Source organism: Citromicrobium bathyomarinum (assembly GCF_038594605.1).
Classification (GTDB): domain Bacteria; phylum Pseudomonadota; class Alphaproteobacteria; order Sphingomonadales; family Sphingomonadaceae; genus Alteriqipengyuania; species Alteriqipengyuania bathyomarina_B.
In genome coordinates, this window is sequence record NZ_JBCFZM010000001.1 from 531,151 (window position 1) to 552,156 (window position 21,006).

The window sequence follows — 21,006 nt, forward strand, 5'->3', positions numbered from 1 at the left end:
GGATATCGCCATGACCAACAAGGGGATTTTTCCAATGCTGAAATGGGCCATCATCTTCCTCATCATCGCGCTCGTCGCTGCCGTACTCGGCTTTGGCGGCATTGCGGGCGGGGCGACCAATATCGCTTACATCCTGTTCGCCATCTTTCTCGTCCTGGCGATCATCGCGTTCCTGCGCCGCAACACCTGACGCCAGTGCACAAACCGACTGGCTTGCGGCGCGATCAGTCCGGCTGGTCGCGCCGTTTGCTTTTGTCGACCAGAGACTGCGCGGCACGCTCTTCCTCAGGATACTCATCCGGGCTCGTAGAACTCTGGTTCATCAGCGCCCGGTGTTCGCGCGTCACTTCGCTGTCGTTCGTGCCATCCGGTTTGTCGCCGCGTGGCGGTGTCTTGCTCTTGTTCTGTTCGCTCATGCGAAGGTAACGACCGGGACGGCCTACGGTTTCGCCCTGTCAGTACACCAGCGCGTGATCGACCAGATACGTATCCCCAGGCCCTTCGACGATATTGATCGAGGCGACCAGCTGGTCCGTCGATTCCTCGCATGACTGCCTCCAGACCACAGCCACCGGATCCTTGCGCCGGAAGATCGCGACCGGTGTCCTCTCGCCATACTTGCCGAAGTGCCCCTGGAACTCGCGGCATGCCCGCGCGAACCCGTCGTCGCGGACCAGCGCCTTTAGCCGAGGGGTGAAATCGCGGACATGCCGTTCGAAATCGATATCGTCCGATGCCTGCATCAGGTTGTCCATAAGCGGATCGGCAATCGCCATGATGGCGGAATCGCTCCTGTCGTTCAGCATCACCCCAATTTCCTGCGCAGACCGCAATCTCGGCAATTGGTCAGATATGCAGCGCGCGCCCGTAACTGGCCAGCACGCTTTCGTGCATCGATTCGCTGATCGTCGGGTGCGGGAAGACGGTCTGCATCAGCTCGGCCTCGGTGGTTTCGAGCGTTTTGCCGACCACGTACCCCTGGATCATCTCGGTCACTTCCGCGCCGACCATGTGTGCGCCTAGCAGCTCGCCGGTCTTCGCGTCGAACACGGTCTTGGTGAAGCCTTCCGCCTCGCCCAGCGCGATCGCCTTGCCATTGCCGATGAAGGGGAAGGTGCCCGCCTTGACCTCGTAGCCTGCTTCCTTCGCCTTCGCCTCGGTCAGGCCCACGCTGGCGATCTGCGGGTGGCAATAGGTGCAGCCAGGGATGTTGTTGCGGTCGAGCGGGTGCGGGTGGACATCCTTGTTGCCCAGTTCCTGCGCGATGGCTTCGGCGGCAGTCACTCCCTCGTGGCTCGCCTTGTGCGCCAGCCACGGACCCGGAGTGCAATCGCCGATGGCCCACAGGCCCTTGCTCTTGGTGCGGCCGTAGGGGTCGACCTGAATGAACCCGCGATCCATCGCGGCAAGCTTTTCGAGCCCGATATTCTCGGTGTTGGGCACGATCCCGATGGCGACGATGCAGTGCGTGAAGTCGCTTTCGCTGACTTTGCCCTTCGAATCCTTGATCTTCGCCTTAACACCCTTGGCATCGGCCTTGATGTCTTCCACGCCCGCGCCGGTCATGATCGTCATGCCCTGCTTGGTGAGGCTCTTCTGGAGGAAGGCGGAAACGTCCTTGTCCTCAACCGGTACGATTCGGTCGAGCATTTCGACCACGGTCACATCGCAGCCCATGTCATTGTAGAAGCTGGCGAACTCGATCCCGATGGCGCCGCTGCCGATCACCAGCAGCTTCTTGGGCATCTCGCTCGGCGTCATCGCGTGGCGATAGGTCCAGATGCGCTTGCCGTCGGCCTTGGCGAAGGGCAGATCGCGCGCCCGCGCGCCGGTGGCGACGATGATGTGCTTGGCTTCGAGCTTCTCTTCGCCCTTCTCGCCCTTGACGGTGAGCGAGGTCGGGCCGGTCAGCGTGCCCTCCCCCATGTGCACCGCGATCTTGTTCTTCTTCATCAGGTGCGTGACGCCCTGGTTGAGCTGCTTGGCAACGCCGCGGCTGCGCTTCACCACCGCGTCCAGATCGGCCTCGATCTCGCCCGCGATCTTCAGGCCGTAATCCTTGGCATGCTGCGCATAGTGCAGGATTTCGGCCGAGCGCAGCAGCGCCTTGGTCGGGATGCAGCCCCAGTTGAGGCAGATCCCGCCGAGCAGCTCGCGCTCCACGATCGCGACCTTCAGCCCCAGCTGCGCCCCGCGAATCGCGGCGACGTAGCCGCCCGGTCCGGAACCCAGAACGATAAGGTCGTATTTCTCAGCCATGGAAGCCTCTTGCTGGTTTGTCTGACACACCTGACACAGTGTTCAGGGGCTAAAAACGTGCCACCTTTTTGGTGGCGGAAAATGGTTGGCGGCGCTGGATGGGGCTTGCGGTCGGCATCGCACCATCATTGCCGTTTCGATGGATGTAGGACAGCGCCTCAGCCATCATAGCTCGGCGTCGGTTCCGGCACCGGCCGCGCCGCGGCGGCCTGCATGCGAACGGGGCGCGGATTGCCGTCGTCGTCGGCGAGCACGAACACGAAGGTGCCCTTGCACACCAGCTTGGTTTCCTCGCCATGGCGCGCGCGGGCGATGCCCTCGGCGGCGATGGTGATCGAGGTGTTCCCCTCCTTCACGATCTCGCAATAGATATTCAGCTCGTCGCCCAGCGCCATCGCGGCGGGGAAGCCGAAATCGCTCGCCGCAACCACATTCGCGCGGCCCTGCCCTTCGCGGCTCGCGAGCGAACCTGCGCCCAGCGCCATCTGGCTCATCAGCCACCCGCCGAACACGCCCCCGTAGGGATTCATGTCGGTCGGCATCGCAGTGACGCGGATCTGGGGGGCGCGTTCAGTCATGCCCCTCTCCAAGCTTCGCTACCTCGCTATGCGAGCAAGCTGGGCTAACCTCTCCCACAAGGGGAGAGGAGGATAGGGAGTCTGCCATCATTACCCCGCCACGATCGTCACGAACTTCTTGCTCACCCAGCCCTGCGCGCAGGGGCCGGTGTAGTTGCGCGGCTGTTCGACCGGGCTGTCGACCTCGCAATCGATTCCGCTGTCGCCTTCGATATCGTAGACGATGCCGTACCAGCCCTTTTCCTCGGCACAGACATGCACGCCGTGGCCGTTGCCGATCCGGTTGCGTTCCTTCACCTGCGTGCTCGGCGCGTCGCGGACCGCAAGGTAATTGTCGCCATCCGGGTTCAGGCCGGAGACTTCCCCGTAGCTGGCGCAGGAATCCATGTCCGCGCCGTTGGTGCCGACACGGATCGGCATCGGGATCGGGCCGGCGTAGCCCAGATCGGTCGATCCCGGCGCTTCGGGGACCGTTTCGGCAGGCACCGCGATATCGGCGGGCGCCGTGGTTCTTTCCTCGGGCGCAGGCGTTTCGGTCGAGCCGTCGGCAGGGGCTTGCTGACACGCGCACAGCGCCAGCGCGCTCGCGGCGATTACGGCAATGCCGGTTTTCATAGCATCATGCCCATCGGTTGCTCACACATCTGCTTGAACGCTTCCATCAGCTGCGCCCCTTCGGCACCGTCGATGGCGCGGTGATCGAAGCTGCCGCTGGCGGTCATCACGGTGGCGGGCACGATCTGGCCATCCTTGACCCACGGGCGCTGCTCGCCCGCGCCGACCGCCATGATCATGCCCTGCGGCGGGTTGATGACCGCGTCGAACTGCTTGATCCCGAACATGCCGAGGTTGGAGATGCTGGCCGTACCGCCCTGGTATTCGTGCGGCTGCAGCTTGCCTTCGCGCGCCTTGCCCGCAAGCTCCTTCATCTCGGTCGCGATCTCGGCCAGGCTCTTGCGATCCGCGCCGCGGATGATCGGGGTGATGAGGCCCTTGGGCGAGGCGACCGCGACGCTGATGTCGGCGCGGTTGTAGCGGTGGAGCGTGTCGCCCTGGAAGCTGACATGCGCCTGCGGGGTGCGCATCAGCGCCTTGGCCAGCGCCTTGATCAGCAGATCGTTGACGGAGAGCTTGACGCCCTCGGCCTCCAGCATCGCGTTCAGATCCTTGCGCGCCGCGAGCAGTGCATCGAGGTTGATATCGACGCTGAGGTAGTAGTGCGGCACCTCCTGCTTGGCCGCGGTAAGCCGCTTGGCGACGACCTTGCGCACGCCGGAGACCTTTTCCTCCTCGAACGGTGCATCGCCGTCCAGCGAGGAATCTGCGGGGCCTGCGACCGCGCCGGACTTCGCTTCATTGGCGGGCCTGCCGGCCTCGGCGCCTTCGACGTCGGCTTTGACGATCCGCCCCTTGGGGCCGCTTCCGCTGATGCTCGCGAGATCCACGCCCTTTTGCTCGGCGATCCGGCGGGCAAGCGGCGATGCGAAGATGCGATCGCCATCCTTCTGGGGCGCGGGGGGAGCCTGCTGCGGCTCCGCATCGGCGCGCGGCTGCGCCTTGGCGGGTTCTGCCGGAGCTTTGCCCTCGTCCTTGTTAGGGGAGTCCTTGTCAGCGGAGTCCTTCTTCGGCGCGGGCTTGTCGTCCTTGCCCGAGTCGCTGGCGGGCGCAGCCTTGGCGGCGTCTTCCACGCTCTCGCCCTCGCCTGCCATCATCGCGATGACGGTGCCGACGGCGACACCCTCGGTCCCTTCCTCGATCTCGATCGAGGCGATGGTGCCTTCGTCCACAGCTTCGAATTCCATCGTCGCCTTGTCGGTCTCGATCTCGGCCAGTAGATCGCCTGCCGAGACGGTATCCCCGGCCTTTACCAGCCACTTGGCCAGCGTGCCCTCCTCCATGGTTGGCGAAAGCGCGGGCATCTTGATCGGCGTTGGCATAAAGGCGTGTCCTGCGATTGCGTCAGCGTTGCGTCAGGCGGGGATCGGCCCCCGCCGTAGCGGCATGGTATGTTCTGCGCCGCTTTGGCCAATTTGCCCGGACAGGGCAAGCGCCTTGCCACAGCGACGAATATGTGCCGAAAGCGGGGACGGGAGAACGAACGTGGGCAAATATCTGGTCATCATCGACGAAACCGACGAGGCGCGCAAAGCGCTGCGTTTCGCTATGGGCTGGGCCGAAGAGAGCGGCGGATCCGTGCAGATCCTCGCTATCGTGCAACCGCAGAACTTCAATGCTTTCGGCGGGGTGCAGGCAACCATCGAGCAGGAAGCGCGCGACCGCGCGGAGGCGATTGCGACCAGCGCAGCAGGCAACGTGTTCACGCAAAGCGGCAAGATGCCCAGCATCGCGGTGAAGGTGGGCGAGGCGAACCGCATCGTGCGCGAATACCTCGCTGACAATCCGGATGTGCTTGCGCTGGTGCTGGGCGCGGCGGCGGATGGCCCTCCGGGACCGCTGGTGACGCATTTCAGTGCGCATACCGGCACCCTGCCCTGCCCACTGGTGATCCTGCCGGGCGCGATGGCGATCGAGGATGTGGACCGGATCGCGAGCGCCTAGCCTCAAGCCAAGGCCTCCCGATCCGCCTCCGACAGCTAAACCGCCGTTCCGCGCGCCGGATAGTCGTTCTCGAGCACGAATTCGATCGCGCTGAGCATCTCGTCGAGCGGCGGCCGCGCGAAGGGTGCGCTCTGCACCTCCTCGAAATACAGCGTGCCGTCGGGCTTGATCAGGAACAGTCCCGGTTCGGAGAAAAGCTCGGGCTCGTCGCTGCCGTCGCGCTTGGTGGAGAGGAACAGTCCCCACTCGCGCGCCTGTTCCTCGGACAGATCGTAGGCCAGGGGCAGATCGTGAGTCGCCCACTCCTCGTGCGCGACCATCGCCCGGTCCTTGCTGTCCATCGAGATGGCGAAGGGCGTGGCGCCCAGCGCGGTGAACTTGTCCAGCTTGCTGCCGAGTTCCTCGAGATATTTCTTGCAGATCGGGCAGTGCTTGCCGCGATAGAACACCAGCATGGTGAAGGCGTCCGGCTTCTGCTTGGAGAGCTGGAACCGGGCATCGATGGTGAGGTGCAGGTCGAGATCGGGGACTGGCTGACCGGGGGTTAGCATGGGGGAATTCTCCTTTGCCCGCTCAACGGCAAAGGCCCGGGCGCGTTCCGCCGCGCACCCACCGCCTTTGGTCCCGTATCCCCCGCCTTTGCTCCCGGACCCGGAGTGCTATTTCTTGCCGCGTCCCTGATGGCGAATATTGCCAGGGCGCCCCCGCTTGCCGACCGCGTGCTTGCCCGCCTTATCCTTGCGGAGGCCATCCTTCTTGGGGCCAGCTTTCTTGGGGCCACCCTTTTTGGGACCGTCCTTCTTCGGCTCCCCCTTGTTGTATGCGCCGCGTGGCGAACCCTTCGGCCTGCTGCGCAACGGACGGCCTTCGCGCGCCTTCGAGGCATCGCCGCCGGGCACCTCGAACCGCATGCCGCCGGTGAGCGGATTGGCCTCGACCAGCTTCATTTCCAGCCGCTGCCCGGTTTCGTAACGCGTGCCGGTGTCACTGCCGACCAGTGCCTTGGCGGCCTCGTCGTAATGGAAATATTCGTCGCCGATGGTCGAGATCGGGACGAGGCCGTCGCCTCCCAGCCCGACGATCGTCGCGAAAAAGCCGAAATTCTGCACGCCCGTGATGCGCGTTTCGAAATTCTCGCCCACGCGGCCTGCGAGCCACGCGGCGACATAGCGGTCGATCGTATCGCGTTCGGCCTCCATCGCGCGGCGTTCGGTCCGGCTGATCACTTCGCTGATCTTGCCCAGATCGTCGCGGTCGGTCTCGCTCAGGCCGCTGCTCTCTGGCAGCCTGGACTTTGGCTTGGGCTGTTCGAGCCCGAAGGAATCGACCAGCGCCCGATGCACCAGCAGGTCAGCATAGCGACGGATCGGCGAGGTGAAGTGCGCGTAACTCCCCAGCGATAGCCCGAAATGCCCTTGGTTTTCGGGCCCGTAATAGGCCTGGGTCTGCGTGCGCAGCACCGCCTCCATCAGCAGTGCCTTTTCCTGCTCGTCCGAGACGTCTTTCAGGAAGCGGTTGAACAGCGTGGGCGTGATGACCTGCCCCAGCGCCAGTTTCTTGTCCTGTGTGCCGAGATATTCCTTCAGTGCGAGCAGCTTCTCGCGGCTCGGCTGCTCGTGAACGCGATAGACGACCGGCGAGTTCTTGCTTTCGAGCGCCTTGGCCGCCGCGACGTTCGCCGCGATCATGAATTCCTCGACCACGCGGTGCGCATCGAGCCGCTCGCGGATGGCAATCTCCTTGATCCCGCCCTCCTCGTCGAGGATGACGCGACGCTCGGGCAGGTCGAGGTCGAGCGGATCGCGCACCTCGCGTGCTTTCCACAGTGCTCCCCAGGCTTTCCACAGGTTGTCCAGCCGTTCGTCCCCGGCATTCTCGTCGATCCGGCGCTGGGCCTCTTCGTAGGCCATGACCTCGGCAATCCGCACGACCGCGCGGGTGAAGCGCCGGTCGAGCAGTTTGCCCTGCGCCGAAATGGTCATGTGGCAGACCATCGCCGCGCGATCCTCGCCCGATTTCAGCGAGCACACATCGGCAGACAGCACTTCGGGCAGCATGGGGATCACCCGATCGGGGAAATAGGCGGAGTTGCCACGCTTGCGCGCCTCGCGGTCGAGCGCGCTGCCTGGCCGCACATAATGCGACACATCGGCAATCGCGACGATGACGCGAAAGCCGCCCCGGTTGGCGTCGCTCTCGTCCGGCGCCGCCCAGATCGCATCGTCGTGGTCGCGCGCATCCGCCGGATCGATCGCGATTATGGGGATATCGCGCAAATCCTCGCGCTTGTCGGTCGTCACCGGCAGCTTGGCCGCCAGTTGCGCTTCGTCCAGCACCTCTTGGGGGAAGACCGTCGGGATGCCCTGCTTGGCGATGGCGATCATGGAGAAGCTGTTGGGGGCGAGCGGATCGCCCAGCACTTCGGTCACGCGGACCCCTGCCCGCGGGCCGCGCCCGGTCGGTTCGGCAGAGACCAGCTGGCCTTCCTCGGCCGTGCCGACATCGGAAATGGGCGAGGAATTGCGCACCTTCTTGTCTACCGGCGCGAGCCAGAACTTGCCGCGCCCATCCTTCTCGACAACGCCGATCAGCCCTTCGGTACGCTGCGGCAGCTTCTTCATCGGATGCGCGCGCCAGCCCTTGGGCGTTTCTTCGGTGCGCGCTAGGATCCTGTCATTCACCTTGAGCGCGGGCATGCCCTTGGAGCCGCGGCCACGGCTCTTCTCGATCACGGTCAGCCGAGGCGGCTTCGCACCATCGTCCGGCTCCCACTTTTCGGGCACGGCGACAGGCTCGCCATCCTCGATTTCGACCACGCGCAGCACGGTTACCTTGGGCAAGCCGCCCATCCGGTGAAAGGCGGTTTTCTTGCCGTCGATCAGGCCTTCCTCGGCCATGTCTTTCAGCAGTTTCTTGAGCGCGATCTTTTCCTGCCCCTTCAGCCCGAAGGCCTTGGCGATCTCGCGCTTGCCGACCGTGCTGTCGGACGTTTCGATGAATTCGAGAACCTGCTTCTGCGTCGGCAGGCCCTTGGGCATGTTTTTTGGTTTTTTCGCCATGATGGGGGCTTAAACGCACGGACCCCCCTGCGCTATCCCGCCGCGGAGTTATGCCCCCGGATCGATAAGCACAACGTCACCCCGGGCCGACGATTTGAGATCAATAGGCTCTGGCGACGTAGATCCGCTCCACAGCCGGATCGCCGGTGAAGATGCAGGTGCCGTCTGCGGGCGTGGCGTCGCGCGGCACGTTGCGCACGGTCAGCTTTTCGACCTTCAGCTTCTCGACCACCTGTTCCAGCGCATCGCCGGTCGGTTTCGACCACTGCACTTCGACCCAGCCGGGATATTTGCCGTTGTTGGCGAAGAATTGGACCACGCCGTCCCAGCTGTCGATCCCGGTCGCGATATTGGCATCGCGACGTTCGGCGGCCTGCGTAAACAGAGCCTGCTGGATATCGCCGAGCACGCCGGGGATCGTCTGGCCCGCGACCTCGCGCGTCGGCGCCTGCGAGTTCAGCTTGCCCGTTTCGATGTCCCACAGCTGGTCACGGCGGATCAGCGTGACGACGCCGTTCTCCATATCGCGCCCGCCGACCTCGATAATGATGGGCGCGCCCTTGCGGACCCAGTCCCACCGCTTCTGCGCAGGCTTGCCGGGCTTGGTATCAAGCAGCACGCGCACCGGCTCGCCCAGCGCCTGTTGGCCGGTAAGCGTTGCGCGCAGGCCGTCGCAATATTCGATCAGCGGAGCATCGTCGTCGTTGCCGCGCAGCATGGGCAGGATCACCACCTGCCACGGAGCGATGCGCGGCGGCACGCGCTGGCCATCATCGTCACCGTGCGCCATGATGACGCCGCCGATCAGGCGGGTGGAAACGCCCCAGCTCGTGGTGTGCGCGAACTGCTCGCCGCCTTCCTGCGCCTGGTACTTGATGCCCGAGGCCTTGGCGAAATTGGTGCCGAGATAGTGGCTGGTGCCCGCCTGCAGCGCCTTGCCGTCCTGCATCATCGCCTCGATCGACCATGTCTCGACCGCGCCGGGGAAGCGTTCATGCTCGGGCTTCTCGCCCGCGATCACCGGCAGCGCGAGATCTTCCTCGGCCATCGCGCGGTAGACTTCGAGCATGGTCAGCGTGTGCTCCTTCGCCTCCTCGGGAGTGGCGTGTGCGGTGTGCCCTTCCTGCCACAGGAATTCGCTGGTGCGCAGGAACATGCGGGTGCGCATTTCCCAGCGGACCACGTTGGCCCACTGGTTGAGCTTCAATGGCAGGTCGCGCCAGCTCTGCACCCAGCGCGCCATCGCATCGCCGATGATCGTTTCGGAGGTCGGCCGCACCACCAGCGGCTCTTCCAGCTTTGCCTCGGGATCGGGGATCAACCCCCCCTTCCCGTCCGCAATCAGGCGGTGGTGGGTGACGACCGCCATTTCCTTGGCGAAGCCTTCGACATGATCGGCCTCACGCTCGAAATTGGAGAGCGGGATGAACAGCGGGAAATAGGCGTTGTCGTGGCCCGTGGCCTTGATCCGGTCGTTGAGCAGGCGCTGGATGCGTTCCCAGATCCCGTAACCCCACGGCTTGATGACCATGCACCCGCGCACGCCGGACTCTTCGGCCATCTGCCCTTCGGCAATGGCGGCCTGATACCAGGCGGCGAAATCGGCTTCACGGGTGACGGACAGGGCGTGACGGATCTTGGACACTTGGATTTTGCCTTGCACAGTGAGTGCCGCCAGACCCGCACTGTTCGCGCCGATCGTGGTCGAAGCACTGCTTTTTCTTCGGATGCCGACCCCTAACGACAAAGACGGCCATTGGGCAATGCCCCGCCACGCTTCCGACATTCGCGGGGGCGAGCGGGGCGTTCGTTTTCCTACTTACCCAGCTCGTCGAGCTTTTTCTGCATCGCGGCCATCTGATCGCGCATGCTCGCAAGCTCCTGCGCGGTGTCGTCAGACTTGCCCTCGGCGGTGCGGCCGCTGGTGCTGGTCGGTGCCCCCTGCCCGGTGAACGCGGTGGTCGCCGCGCGCATCATCGCCAGGTTGGTTTCGGCCATCTTGGCGAAAGGATTGCCTGCCATCCCGCTCTTCCACGCTTCGGCGATCTTCTCCTGATTGGCGCGGAAATTCGCCATGCTCGCTTCGAGGTAGCTCGGCATCATCGACTGCATCGAATTGCCGTACATCGAGATGAGGTCGCGCAAGAAGCTGACCGGGAGCATCTGCTCGCCATGCGCCTCTTCCTCGACGATGATCTGGGTCAGGATGGCATGGGTGATGTCATCACCGCTTTTCGCATCGACGACCGTGAAATCCAGCCCCTCGCGCGTCATCTTCGCGAGATCATCGAGCGTGATGTAGCTTGACGTGTGGGTGTTGTAGAGGCGCCGGTTGGCGTATTTCTTGATGACGATGGGTTCGCCATCCACGTGTTTCTTACTGGCCATGGGGGTCGTGCGGCTCCGGATTAATGCTGCGCAGCATCATCCTTAGCATTCGCAGCATCCTCTGCGCAATCCAGCGCGATACTCCGTTCGAAGCGGTGGCCCAGCCCGGTCAGCAACTCGTATTGCGAAAGTCCGGAATGCTGCGCCGCATCGGGCAGGTAATAGGGCACGTCGAGCCAGTCGCCGACCCCGGCTTCGGGCGCCTCCGCCAGATCGACCACCACCATGTCCATCGAGACCTTGCCGAGCAGCGGGAGCGGGCGGCCCTTGTGGCGGAAATAGCCGCGCGCGCCCCAGCTGCGCAGGAATCCGTCCGCATAGCCGAGCGAGACCGTGCCGACGCGCATCGGCGCGGGCGCAGTGAATTCCCGATTATAGCCCACCGCGTCGCCTGCCTTGAGTTCGCGGACATGGATGATCGCAGCCTGCGGATAGGCGACCTGGCGTATGTGCCCGGCCAGGCCGGCGGACGGCACACCGCCATAAAGTGCAAGGCCCGGGCGGGTAAGATCGCACTGGAAATCCGCGCCCAGCGCGATGCCGGCGCTGTTGGCAATGCTTGTCTCGCGATGCGAAACCATCGCCCGCGCCGCGCGGAAGGCGGCGAGCTGTGCCGCGTTGGCGGGCGAATCCTCATCGGCGGAAGACAGGTGCGACATCAGCACCTGGACGTCCAGTTTCGCCACGCTCGCGTCGTCCAGTTCGGACGGTGTCAGGCCGAGCCGGTGGATCCCGGTATCGACCATCAGGTGGCAGGCGCCGCCGCCCGCCTCACTCCACAACCGCGCCTGGTGAAGCGAGTTGATGACCGGCCGCACGCCGAGCGCCTTGGCGTAGTGCGCCTCCTGCGCGTTAATCGGCCCGTGGAGCACGCCCACCTGCGAAGGCGGCACGTGGTCGAGCAGTGGAGCAACCTCGCTCCAATGCGCGACGAAGAAATCGCGCGCGCCCGCCTCGACCAGCGCGGGAACGCACAGGTCCACGCCGAGGCCGTAGCAGTTCGCCTTCACTGCCGCCCCCGCCCGCGCGCTGCCCGACAGCGTGTCGAGCGCGCGCCAGTTCGCGGCGAGCGCGTGGGTGTCGATGGTAAGGCGAAGCGTCGGTGGTGGAGGTTGCGTAGTCACCGTTCCTCAAAATCACGTGGTGGCCCGCCGGGCAAGCCAAACCATGCGACGACGACGCCGAAAGCGACCACGATCCACGTATACCACAGGCCTGCGTAGATATCCCCGCTGCGCGCCACGATGATCCCCGCGATCAGCGGCAGGAAACCGCCGAGATAGCCCGCGCCGATATGATAGGGGATCGACATCGAGGAATAGCGGATCCTGGGCGGAAACATCTCCGACAGCAAAGCCGCGACCGACCCGTAGGTGAGCGCGGACAGCATCCCCATCACCAGCAGCAGCGCCACGATCCCGATGATGTTGCCCATCGGCGGGGTCTGCACGGAGAAATCGAACCCGCGCTGGGTCAGCGACGCGCGGACGCCTTCGCGCAATGCGGCCCCATCATCGAACCACGCACCGGGCAGCGAAACGGCCTCGCCGCCCACGGTCACTCCAGGCCGCTCGCCATCGCGCAGGTCGTAGCGCACGCCGCTGGAAGTCAGCGTGTCGAGCAGTTTGCCGCAATCGCTCTGTTCGCGCCCGAACAGTTCGGCAAAGGGATCAGGCGTGCAGTCCTGCCCGGTCACGACCACCGGCGTACGCTCCGCGGCCTCGGCAAGCCCCGGATTGGCGAGCTGGCCCATCCCCCAGAACACCGGGAACAGCAGGATCAGCGCAAGTCCCCCGCCCAGAATGATCGGTGCCTTGCGCCCGATCCGGTCGGACCAGCGGCCGACGACAATATAAAAGCTCATCGCGATCAGCCCGGCGACGAGCAGCATCCATTCGACTACCCCCTCGTCCACCCGCATCGGCCCGCGCAGGAACGACAGGCCGCTGAAAAACGCGGTGTACCAGATCGTCGTCAGCACGCCGGTAATGCCGAACAGCGCGACGAAGATGCGCCGCTTGTTACCGGGGAAAGTGAAGCTCTCGACGAAGGGGTTACTGGCAGTCTCGCCCGCCGCCTTCATCGCCTGGAACACCGGGCTTTCGGATAGTTTGAGCCGCATCCACAGCGAAATGGCCAGCAGGATGATCGACAGCAGGAACGGCACGCGCCAGCCCCATGCGGCGAAGTCTTCGGGCGGGATCAGTGCGCGGCAGGTCAGCACGACCGCGATCGAGAGAACGAAGCCGCCGACGACACTCGCCTGGATGAAGCTGGTGTAGAAGCCGCGCTTCTCGGGCGGCGCATGCTCGGCGACATAGATCGCCGCGCCGCCGTATTCTCCGCCGAGTGCGAGGCCCTGCAGGATGCGAAAGCCGATGACGATGATCGGTGCGGCAAGGCCGATTGTGGCGGCATCGGGGATAAGGCCGACCCCTGCGGTGGCGACACCCATCAGCGTGACCGTGACGAGGAAGGTGTACTTGCGACCCAACCTGTCTCCCAGGAAGCCGAACAGGATCGCGCCGAGCGGCCGGAAACCGAAACCGACGGCGAACCCGGCCCAAACCAGCAGGATCTGCAGCGTCTCGTTCCCGCTGGGGAAGAACGCCGCGCCGATCAGCCCGGCAAGGGTCCCGTAGATGAAGAAATCGTACCATTCGAAGATCGTGCCCGCAGAGCTTGCGGCGATAACCAGACGGATTTCCTTTTCCGTCGGTTCACGGTGAGTGGCGGCGACGTCGGACGCGCTCATCGATCGATTTTCCCCCTCCGGTTTTTTGCGCAATCTAGCGCGGCGCTGCCTCCTTGCAAAGCGCCTCGACCGCGGCTTTCCAGGGGAGGAGAATGGCACCGTGGCGCGCGGGATAGCCGCTTGCCGGAGTCAGTATCGCAATGCCGGGCCAGCGAGGCGTATCGCCTCTGTTTTTGGCCTCGCCCGCCAGCCAGGTCTCGATCTCGCCGAGCGCGGCGAGCATCTCTTCGGGCCCGCGCCCGCGTGCCTCGCGCGCGAAGATCGCGGCGGCGGACTGCCCGATGGCGCAGGCGGACACCTGCATGCCGAGCGCATCGACCCGGCCCGCATCGTCCAGCGCCAGGTCGAGCGTCAGGGTGCCGCCGCAGGTGCGCGAGCGGACTTCCGCGCTGACATCGGGCGCGCCGAGGCGCGGATGGTCCGCAAGTTCGACCGCGAGGGCGAGGATTTCGGGTGTGTAGAGCTTGGTCACGCGATCGGAGCTATTCGGATGCCGACTCGCTGGTCACGGCGCGCGTCTCGTCATCCTGTTGCTCGCCTTCCTCGGCGCGCAGGGCAGCCCGGCGATCGCGGATGAAGGAGACCATCTGCTCGCTCCCGGCATTGATCGAGGGGTAGGTCCGCGCGGTCACGATCCAGCTCGGTCGTCCTTCGTAGCCCCACACCGTATCGTAACCGAGCACAAGCAGCGAAAAGCCGATCACCGCGATGATCGCGCCCTTGATCGCGCCGAAGCCGAAACCGAGTACCCGGTCGAGCGGGCCGAGCAGCGATTCGCGCGCCTTGCCGCCGACCAGCGAAGCGATCAGTTTCATCGCCGCGTAGGGAATCAACAGGAGTAGCGCGAAGGCGAGGATCGCGGAGGTCGTCTGCGTGCCGAAGCGCGGTTCGATGAATTGCTGCAGCGGCGTGTGCAGGTTCTGGATCGCCAGAATCACGAGAATCCACGCGGCGAGCGAAAGCACTTCCTGCACGAAACCGCGCATGAAGCCGCCCGCCGCCGCCACGGCGACGATCAGCAGGACAATGATGTCGAACCCAGTCATTGGCGCGTTCGTACCTCAGTTTTGCCTATCGCATCACGCGATCCACCAGCTGCGCGAGATGCCTAAATCCACCGAATTGAATGCCTGGTGAAGCTTTTTCTTCCCTTATCGGGCCATGCGCACTTTCGAAACCGAGCTTTGCCGCCTCGCGCAGGCGCAGCCCGGAATGGGCCACCGGTCGAATTTCTCCTGCCAGCGAAACCTCGCCGAACCAGACCGAGCGATCGGGCAGCGCTCGGTCGGCCAGCGCCGAGACGAGCGCGGCGGCCACCGCAAGATCCGCCGCCGGGTCCGCCAGCCGGTATCCGCCCGCGACGTTGAGATAGACCTCCGCCGCGCTGAAATTGAGCCCGCAGCGCGATTCGAGCACCGCGAGCAGCATCGCGAGGCGGCCACTATCCCACCCCACCACCGCGCGGCGCGGGGTCGCGCCCGATTGCAGCTTCACGATCAGCGCCTGGATCTCGACCAGCACGGGGCGCGTGCCCTCCATCGCCGGGAACACCGCACTGCCGGCCAGCGGCGCGTCGCGCCCGGAGAGGAACAGCATGGACGGGTTCTCGACTTCCTCCAGACCCTCCTGCGCCATCGCGAACACGCCGATCTCGTCGACCGCGCCGTAGCGGTTCTTGAGCGCGCGCAGGATGCGGTACTGGTGGCTGCGTTCGCCCTCGAAGCTCATCACCACGTCGACCATGTGTTCGAGCACGCGCGGCCCCGCGATGTTGCCGTCCTTCGTGACATGGCCGACCAGCACCAGCGCGGTGCCCTGTTCCTTGGCATAACGGATCAGCTCGAAGGCGCAGCCGCGCACCTGGCTGACCGTGCCGGGCGCCCCTTCGATCGTGTCGGAATACATCGTCTGGATCGAATCGACGACCAGCAGGTCGGGCGGATCGCCCGCGCCCAGCGTGGTCAGGATGTCGCGCACGTTGGTGCTGGAGGCGAGGCGCACCGGTGCGTCGGCCAGCCCCAGCCGCTCGGCCCGCAGGCGCACCTGGGCGGAGGCTTCCTCGCCGCTGACATAGACGACATCGGCCCCGCGCCGCGCCACCGCCCCCGCGGTCTGCAGCAGCAGAGTCGACTTGCCAATGCCGGGATCGCCGCCGATCAGGATCGCCGCGCCGGGCACCAGCCCGCCGCCCAGCGCGCGGTCGAATTCCTTGAGGCCCGTCGTCTCGCGCTGCGGCGGCTCCACCGCGTCGGACAGCGAGACGAATTCCAGCCGCCGTCCCCCGCCCGAAAGATCATGCTTCTGGCTGAACACGGTCGCAGGCGCATCCTCGACCAGCGTGTTCCATTCCGAACAGTCTGCACACTGCCCCTGCCAGCGCGACGAGACCGATCCGCAATTCTGGCAGACGTAACGTTTCTTGGGCTTTGCCATGCCTTCTCCTTAAGGCGGGGAGTTAGGTGGAACATTTGCGGAACGCAAGTTGCTTTCCCACCGCTTCCACCGCTAGGCATGCGGGCATGCGCCAGAAGGAATTGAGGATCGGCTTGGTCTGCTACGGCGGGGTCAGCCTTGCGGTGTACATGCACGGCGTGACCAAGGAGGTGTGGAACCTCGCCCGGGCGAGCCGCGCCTTCCATTCCGAAGCGCCCGCGATGGGCGGCGTGGCGGGTGCCTATCGCGACGTGTTCGACATGCTCGCCGACGAGCACGATCTGCGCCTGCGCGTGCTGCCCGATATTCTCAGCGGGGCGAGCGCGGGTGGGATCAATGCGGTGTTCCTCGCGCAGGCGATCTTTTCGGGCCGCTCGCTGGAACCGCTCACGACGATGTGGCTCGAGAATGCAGACATCGACAAGCTGACCGCCGAAGACGCTCGCATGGGCTGGCGCTTCGCCAAGGTCTGGGCGCAGCCGCTGGCGAATTTTGTGCTGCGGCGGCCCGGCAACCTCGTGTCCGAAAGCGTCGCGCCCGAAACCCGCGCCGAAGTGCGCGAGAAGGTCTCGAAGCTGATGCGCGGGCGCTGGTTCCAGCCGCCATTCTCGGGCGAGACCATGTCGGCGATGCTGATCGAAGCGCTGGAGGCGATGGACGGCGCGCTGGCCGACGGACCGCTGCTGCCGCCGGGCCACCCGCTCGACCTCTATGTACCGACCACCGATTTCCACGGCTATCTCTCCACGCTGCGGCTCAACAGCCCGCCGGTGGTGCAGGAGAGTGAGCATCGCATGCCGATCGGCTTCACCGCCAAGACGCCCGAGGTATCCGGCGCCTGGCTGGCCGACCCGCTGGAGCTGACGCTCGCGGCGCGCGCCACCGCCAGTTTCCCCGGCGCGTTCCCGCCGCTGCAGGTGGGCGAGATCGACGCGTTGGCCGACACGCACGAGCGCGACTGGAGCAATCGCGAGGCCTTCCTGCGGCGGATCATGCCTGCCCATTTCGAAGCCGGCAGGGTCGATGGCGTCTCGTTGATCGACGGATCGGTGCTGGTGAATCGCCCCTTCGAAGGCGCGATCGACGCGCTGCGCGGGCGCCCCGCGGTACGCGAGGTGGAGCGGCGCTTTGCCTATATCGACCCCCGGCCCGATCGCTATCAACGCGACGAAGACCGGATGCGCGCGAAGGTCGGGTTCTTCGAGAACATCTTCGGCTCGCTCTCCACCCTCCCCCGCGAACAGCCGATCCGCGACAATCTGGAAGCCATCGCCGAACAGTCGCGTCATGCAGCGCGGCTGCAATCGATGATCGCCGAATTGCGTCCCCAGGTGGAAGGTGCAGTCGAGAAACTGTTCGACCGGACGGTGTTCTTCGATCGGCCCACGCCCAGGCGGCTCGCCAACTGGCGGGGCAAGGCGCAGCATGCGGCCGCGGAACAGGCGGGTTATACCTTCGCGGGCTATGCCGAGCTCAAGTTCATCGGCATCGTCGAGCGTCTGGCCGATCTGGTGAAGCGGGCTGCCCCCAAGGAGGCCGAGGCCGACAGACAGCTGATCGCGCTGCGCCTGCGCGACGCTTTACGCGAACGCGGCCTTGAAAGCCTGGTTGGCTCGGGCAGTGGCGCGAGCAAGGAAGCCATCGAGTTCTTCCGCAGCTTCGATCTTGCCTTTCGCATCCGTCGTCTGCGCCTGCTCGCCCGGCGGACGGCGCGCGACTGGGAGGCTGACCCCGACATTCCCAACGACGCGCTCGATCGTGCGCGCGAGGCGATCTATTCCATCCTCGCGGAGTATTTCGAGCGTGACGGGCTGACGCCGATGGATTCCGAATTCGCCGCGATTGCGCGCGAGGCGGTCGCCGATCCGGGCGCAGTGCTCGATTACATTGCCGAAAAGCGCAACCTGATGGAGCTAGATACGCGCTCCGAAGCCGCGCTCGCCAGCGCATTGAGCGACATGCCGCGCGAGCTGCGGCGGCGGATGATGTACGCCTATCTCGGTTTTCCATTCTACGACGTCGCAACGCTGCCTATCCTCGGCACGCAAGGGATGAACGAGTTCGAGCCGGTCAAGGTCGACCGGATCAGCCCCGAAGATGCGCAGGCGATCCGCGAAGGCGGAGCCTCGGCGACCTTGCGGGGCATTGAGTTCTACGACTTCGGGGCCTTCTTCAGCCGCGCCTATCGCGAGAACGACTATCTGTGGGGACGCCTGCACGGCTGCGAACGGCTGATCGACATCGTGCTGTCGACCAGCGACCGCGCCGTACCGTTCGAACAGCGCCGTGACATCCTGCGCCGCGCCTTTCTCGCGATTATCGAGGAAGAGCGAGGGGCGCTCCGCTGTTCGGAAGACCTGCTCGACAATCTGCAAGCCGAGATCGAGTCGCGGGTCGGGGATTCCTGAAGCACCGCCCGGGGCGCACACGAGTTCGCCGAAAAATCCGCCTAACGGTAATTGTCATCCACCGGCATCGATCGCGGCGATATGTTCGCGGCGAGATCGAGGTGCATCGCACCAGCCGGAGAGGTCCCGCCATGAGAAGATATCTGCTTGCCGCCGCCTGTCTCGCCCTTTGCGCTCCGGGCGCAGGTATCGCGCAGGAACCCTTGAACACAAGCGAACAGGCGATCGCCGATTTCTTCGCGCAACGCGACGTGAAGCGCAAACAGGTCAGCGCCGAGAACGGCGATCCCTACTCGATGGTGTGGCTGGCCGACGAGATCCAGAAGCAGAAGGGCGGCGATTGGCTCACCGCGAAGGAGCTCGTGCCCTTCCGCGTGAAGATGTACATGGGCGCGATCCAGGCGGGGTATGCCCCGGCCTATGATCGCATGGCGAAGATGGTGCTCGAAGGGCGCTTGCCCGAAGGCACGAAGATGGATGCGCTGGATTTCTACCGCCAGGGTGCGAAGCTTGGCGATATCGACAGCATCATCGGCTACGCTAGGATGGCGCAGGACGATTTCACCTGCTCGATCTGCAGCAAGGGTGACGAGGGCGAATTGCTGCTCTCCTACGACAACACCGCCGATGGCGAAAAGCGGAGTCTGAAGGAACTCCACGCCGCATCGATGGAGAAGCGAGAAGCGGCAGCAAGGATATATCAGAGGGAGCGATCCGAGTTCGCGAATACGGCGATCGCCCTGCTTTCCTCCGATGCCGCCGCAGATGATTCCAACGCGCAGGACAGGCTGGCGCGCATCTACCTCAACGGGATCAAGCGCCCCGCTCTGACGCGGTACGCGACCTATGAGAGCGCCAGCAGGGACTATTTCATTCTCCGCCCGGATACGGCCAAGGCAAAGCCGATCCTGGAGCGCATGGCGGCGAAGAACGACCGGGCGGCCCTACAACTGCTGGCCGACCTGTACCTCGTCGGAAGCTATGACGGGTTTCCGCAGGATCGTGCCAGGTTCATCAAATATGCCAGCCAGGCCGCCGACGGGGGCGACATGGCATTCGCGTACAAGCTTGGCCATACGATGGTAGCGGGCCAGCCCTTCGGAACAGATTTCGATCTAGGCGCCAAGTACCTCTACATGGCGCATCAGGCCGGGCGTGCCGACGCGACGCTGGATCTCGCCTTCATGTTTTCCGAAGGGCGCGGCGTGCCGCAGAACATGACCACGAGCCTTGCGCTGTTCGAAGAGGCCGCCAATCGCGGCTCAGCGAAAGCCGCCCAGTTCCTCGCCGATTACTGGCGCGAGGGAATGGGTGGAACGGTCAACCCGCTGAGAGCCAGCGTGTGGCAGAAGAAGGCTGACGAGCTCAAGGCCAACGAACAGCGGGGTTCCGAGACGATGGATCTCCTGAAGGCTCTTGCAAACTGACGACCTCGCAAGCCGACGCAGGTTCAGGCCCCGAAAGCATCCTTGATCCGGTCGAAGAAGCCCCGGCTCTCCGGACATTCCTCGCCCGTCTCGGTTTCGCGGAATTCCTCGAGTATTTCGCGCTGCCGCTTGGAGAGCTTGGTCGGGGTCTCGACCGTGATTTCGGTCACGAGATCGCCCCGCCCGCGCCCCTGCAGCACGGGCATGCCCGCCCCGCGACGGCGCAGTTGCCTGCCCGACTGGATGCCCGCCGGAATCTCGATCGTGTTGGTCGATCCGTCGAGATCGGGAATTTCCACCTTCCCGCCCAGCGCGGCGGTCGTGAAGCTGACCGGGATATGCGCGATCAGGTTCGAACCCTCGCGGCTGAACAGCGTGTGCTGGCGAACGTGGATGAAGATGTAGAGATCGCCCGAAGGCGCCCCACGCGGCCCAGCCTCACCCTTGCCCGACAAGCGGATGCGGGTGCCGGTATCGACGCCCGGCGGAATATCGACCGATAGGGATTGCGGCGCGTCCACGCGCCCGTCTCCGCGACAGTTGCGGCACGGGCTCTCGATCACTTCGCCGCGCCCGTGGCAGTTGGGGCATGGTCGCTCGACGACGAACAGGCCCTGCTGCGCGCGGACCTTGCCGTGCCCTGCGCAAACATTGCAGCTGCGCGTGCCGGTGCCCGGTTCGGCGCCCGATCCGGCGCACACGTCGCATTGCTGCGACACCTCGATCTCGATCGTGGTGGATTTGCCGTGGAAGGCCTCTTCCAGCGTAATTTCGAGATCATAGCGCAGGTCAGCCCCGCGCCGCGCACCCTGGCGCATGCCGCCAAAGGCACTGCCGAAGATCGTTTCGAAAATATCGCCGATATCGCCGAAATCGGCCTGGTGCCCACCGCGACCACCGCCGCCGCCCTGCTGGAAGGCGGCATGGCCATACTGGTCGTAAGCCGCGCGTTTTTGCGGGTCTTTCAGGACCTCATAGGCCGCACCGATTGCCTTGAAGCGCGCTTCGGCCTCGGCATCGCCGGGATTGCGGTCGGGGTGATACTGCATCGCCATCTTGCGATAGGCAGACTTGATCGCCGCTGCGTCCGCGTCGCGCGAAACGCCCAGCAATTCATAAAGATCGGGTTCGGAAGCCATC

General features: G+C 64.9%; 20 protein-coding genes. 4 read left to right on the plus strand and 16 right to left on the minus strand.

What is annotated here, in order from left to right; genetic code table 11:
• The first annotated feature begins 34 nt into the window (after window positions 1-34).
• The gene (locus tag AAG612_RS02555; RefSeq protein ID WP_342506956.1) at window positions 35-190 is read left to right on the plus strand and encodes a DUF1328 domain-containing protein; all 156 of its coding nucleotides are present in this window, start codon (window positions 35-37) and stop codon (window positions 188-190) included.
• A 34-nt stretch (window positions 191-224) separates the two neighbouring features.
• Here the strand turns inward: AAG612_RS02555 and AAG612_RS02560 are convergent, their stop codons facing one another.
• From AAG612_RS02560 to AAG612_RS02585, 6 genes are all read right to left on the minus strand, one after another.
• The gene (locus AAG612_RS02560) at window positions 225-416 is read right to left on the minus strand and encodes a hypothetical protein (RefSeq protein ID WP_342506958.1); all 192 of its coding nucleotides are present in this window, start codon (window positions 414-416) and stop codon (window positions 225-227) included.
• A 39-nt stretch (window positions 417-455) separates the two neighbouring features.
• Window positions 456-806 (minus strand): hypothetical protein, encoded by a 351-nt coding sequence (locus tag AAG612_RS02565; RefSeq protein ID WP_342506960.1) that lies wholly within the window; start codon window positions 804-806, stop codon window positions 456-458.
• Between the two features lie 40 nt (window positions 807-846).
• Window positions 847-2,259 (minus strand): dihydrolipoyl dehydrogenase, encoded by a 1,413-nt coding sequence (gene lpdA, locus AAG612_RS02570; protein WP_342506962.1) that lies wholly within the window; start codon window positions 2,257-2,259, stop codon window positions 847-849.
• Between the two features lie 158 nt (window positions 2,260-2,417).
• Entirely contained in the window at window positions 2,418-2,837 is a 420-nt protein-coding gene (locus AAG612_RS02575) for an acyl-CoA thioesterase (RefSeq protein WP_342506964.1), read from the minus strand.
• A gap of 90 nt (window positions 2,838-2,927) precedes the next feature.
• Window positions 2,928-3,452 (minus strand): hypothetical protein, encoded by a 525-nt coding sequence (locus AAG612_RS02580; RefSeq protein WP_342506966.1) that lies wholly within the window; start codon window positions 3,450-3,452, stop codon window positions 2,928-2,930.
• Window positions 3,449-4,774, minus strand: a complete 1,326-nt coding sequence (locus tag AAG612_RS02585; RefSeq protein WP_342506969.1) for a pyruvate dehydrogenase complex dihydrolipoamide acetyltransferase — start codon at window positions 4,772-4,774, stop codon at window positions 3,449-3,451. The genes AAG612_RS02580 and AAG612_RS02585 overlap by 4 nt, the downstream gene beginning before the upstream one ends.
• A gap of 163 nt (window positions 4,775-4,937) precedes the next feature.
• Between AAG612_RS02585 and AAG612_RS02590 the strand changes: the two genes are divergently transcribed.
• Entirely contained in the window at window positions 4,938-5,396 is a 459-nt protein-coding gene (locus AAG612_RS02590; protein WP_342506971.1) for a universal stress protein, read from the plus strand.
• A 35-nt stretch (window positions 5,397-5,431) separates the two neighbouring features.
• Here the strand turns inward: AAG612_RS02590 and AAG612_RS02595 are convergent, their stop codons facing one another.
• The 9 genes from AAG612_RS02595 to radA all read right to left on the minus strand — a co-directional run bounded on the left by AAG612_RS02595 (window position 5,432) and on the right by radA (window position 16,031).
• Window positions 5,432-5,947, minus strand: a complete 516-nt coding sequence (locus tag AAG612_RS02595; protein ID WP_342506973.1) for a peroxiredoxin-like family protein — start codon at window positions 5,945-5,947, stop codon at window positions 5,432-5,434.
• 108 nt (window positions 5,948-6,055) lie between these two features.
• Window positions 6,056-8,455, minus strand: a complete 2,400-nt coding sequence (gene rnr, locus AAG612_RS02600; protein WP_342506977.1) for a ribonuclease R — start codon at window positions 8,453-8,455, stop codon at window positions 6,056-6,058.
• 100 nt (window positions 8,456-8,555) lie between these two features.
• Window positions 8,556-10,100, minus strand: coding sequence for a proline--tRNA ligase (proS, locus tag AAG612_RS02605; protein ID WP_342506979.1), 1,545 nt, complete (start codon window positions 10,098-10,100; stop codon window positions 8,556-8,558).
• 170 nt (window positions 10,101-10,270) lie between these two features.
• Window positions 10,271-10,843: a polyhydroxyalkanoate synthesis repressor PhaR gene (phaR, locus tag AAG612_RS02610; RefSeq protein WP_342506981.1), complete on the minus strand. Its 573-nt coding sequence runs from the start codon at window positions 10,841-10,843 to the stop codon at window positions 10,271-10,273.
• 20 nt (window positions 10,844-10,863) lie between these two features.
• Window positions 10,864-11,967 (minus strand): alanine racemase, encoded by a 1,104-nt coding sequence (alr, locus tag AAG612_RS02615; RefSeq protein WP_342506983.1) that lies wholly within the window; start codon window positions 11,965-11,967, stop codon window positions 10,864-10,866.
• Window positions 11,964-13,598: an MFS transporter gene (locus tag AAG612_RS02620; protein ID WP_342506985.1), complete on the minus strand. Its 1,635-nt coding sequence runs from the start codon at window positions 13,596-13,598 to the stop codon at window positions 11,964-11,966. The genes alr and AAG612_RS02620 overlap by 4 nt, the downstream gene beginning before the upstream one ends.
• Window positions 13,599-13,632: 34 nt before the next feature.
• Window positions 13,633-14,070 (minus strand): iron-sulfur cluster assembly scaffold protein, encoded by a 438-nt coding sequence (locus AAG612_RS02625; protein ID WP_342506987.1) that lies wholly within the window; start codon window positions 14,068-14,070, stop codon window positions 13,633-13,635.
• A gap of 10 nt (window positions 14,071-14,080) precedes the next feature.
• Window positions 14,081-14,644: a CvpA family protein gene (locus AAG612_RS02630; protein WP_342506989.1), complete on the minus strand. Its 564-nt coding sequence runs from the start codon at window positions 14,642-14,644 to the stop codon at window positions 14,081-14,083.
• 25 nt (window positions 14,645-14,669) lie between these two features.
• Window positions 14,670-16,031, minus strand: a complete 1,362-nt coding sequence (radA, locus tag AAG612_RS02635) for a DNA repair protein RadA (RefSeq protein WP_342506991.1) — start codon at window positions 16,029-16,031, stop codon at window positions 14,670-14,672.
• 86 nt (window positions 16,032-16,117) lie between these two features.
• Between radA and AAG612_RS02640 the strand changes: the two genes are divergently transcribed.
• Both AAG612_RS02640 and AAG612_RS02645 read left to right on the plus strand, forming a co-directional pair.
• Window positions 16,118-18,439: a patatin-like protein gene (locus tag AAG612_RS02640; protein WP_342506992.1), complete on the plus strand. Its 2,322-nt coding sequence runs from the start codon at window positions 16,118-16,120 to the stop codon at window positions 18,437-18,439.
• Between the two features lie 131 nt (window positions 18,440-18,570).
• Complete coding sequence (locus AAG612_RS02645; protein ID WP_342506994.1) at window positions 18,571-19,866, plus strand: tetratricopeptide repeat protein; 1,296 nt, start codon at window positions 18,571-18,573, stop codon at window positions 19,864-19,866.
• Window positions 19,867-19,889: 23 nt separating this feature from the next.
• Here AAG612_RS02645 and dnaJ read toward each other — a convergent pair whose 3' ends face one another.
• Window positions 19,890-21,005: a molecular chaperone DnaJ gene (gene dnaJ, locus AAG612_RS02650; RefSeq protein WP_342506996.1), complete on the minus strand. Its 1,116-nt coding sequence runs from the start codon at window positions 21,003-21,005 to the stop codon at window positions 19,890-19,892.
• Window position 21,006: the final 1 nt, after the last annotated feature.

What these genes read in the sequence shown, in the direction of transcription:
- AAG612_RS02555 (WP_342506956.1), top strand. Translation starts at nt 35, where the DNA reads ATGCTGAAATGGGCCATCATCTTCCTCATCATCGCGCTCGTCGCTGCC.
- AAG612_RS02560 (WP_342506958.1), bottom strand. Translation starts at nt 416, where the DNA reads ATGAGCGAACAGAACAAGAGCAAGACACCGCCACGCGGCGACAAACCG.
- AAG612_RS02565 (WP_342506960.1), bottom strand. Translation starts at nt 806, where the DNA reads ATGCTGAACGACAGGAGCGATTCCGCCATCATGGCGATTGCCGATCCG.
- lpdA (WP_342506962.1), bottom strand. Translation starts at nt 2,259, where the DNA reads ATGGCTGAGAAATACGACCTTATCGTTCTGGGTTCCGGACCGGGCGGC.
- AAG612_RS02575 (WP_342506964.1), bottom strand. Translation starts at nt 2,837, where the DNA reads ATGACTGAACGCGCCCCCCAGATCCGCGTCACTGCGATGCCGACCGAC.
- AAG612_RS02580 (WP_342506966.1), bottom strand. Translation starts at nt 3,452, where the DNA reads ATGAAAACCGGCATTGCCGTAATCGCCGCGAGCGCGCTGGCGCTGTGC.
- AAG612_RS02585 (WP_342506969.1), bottom strand. Translation starts at nt 4,774, where the DNA reads ATGCCAACGCCGATCAAGATGCCCGCGCTTTCGCCAACCATGGAGGAG.
- AAG612_RS02595 (WP_342506973.1), bottom strand. Translation starts at nt 5,947, where the DNA reads ATGCTAACCCCCGGTCAGCCAGTCCCCGATCTCGACCTGCACCTCACC.
- rnr (WP_342506977.1), bottom strand. Translation starts at nt 8,455, where the DNA reads ATGGCGAAAAAACCAAAAAACATGCCCAAGGGCCTGCCGACGCAGAAG.
- phaR (WP_342506981.1), bottom strand. Translation starts at nt 10,843, where the DNA reads ATGGCCAGTAAGAAACACGTGGATGGCGAACCCATCGTCATCAAGAAA.
- AAG612_RS02620 (WP_342506985.1), bottom strand. Translation starts at nt 13,598, where the DNA reads ATGAGCGCGTCCGACGTCGCCGCCACTCACCGTGAACCGACGGAAAAG.
- AAG612_RS02630 (WP_342506989.1), bottom strand. Translation starts at nt 14,644, where the DNA reads ATGACTGGGTTCGACATCATTGTCCTGCTGATCGTCGCCGTGGCGGCG.
- radA (WP_342506991.1), bottom strand. Translation starts at nt 16,031, where the DNA reads ATGGCAAAGCCCAAGAAACGTTACGTCTGCCAGAATTGCGGATCGGTC.
- AAG612_RS02640 (WP_342506992.1), top strand. Translation starts at nt 16,118, where the DNA reads ATGCGCCAGAAGGAATTGAGGATCGGCTTGGTCTGCTACGGCGGGGTC.
- AAG612_RS02645 (WP_342506994.1), top strand. Translation starts at nt 18,571, where the DNA reads ATGAGAAGATATCTGCTTGCCGCCGCCTGTCTCGCCCTTTGCGCTCCG.
- dnaJ (WP_342506996.1), bottom strand. Translation starts at nt 21,005, where the DNA reads ATGGCTTCCGAACCCGATCTTTATGAATTGCTGGGCGTTTCGCGCGAC.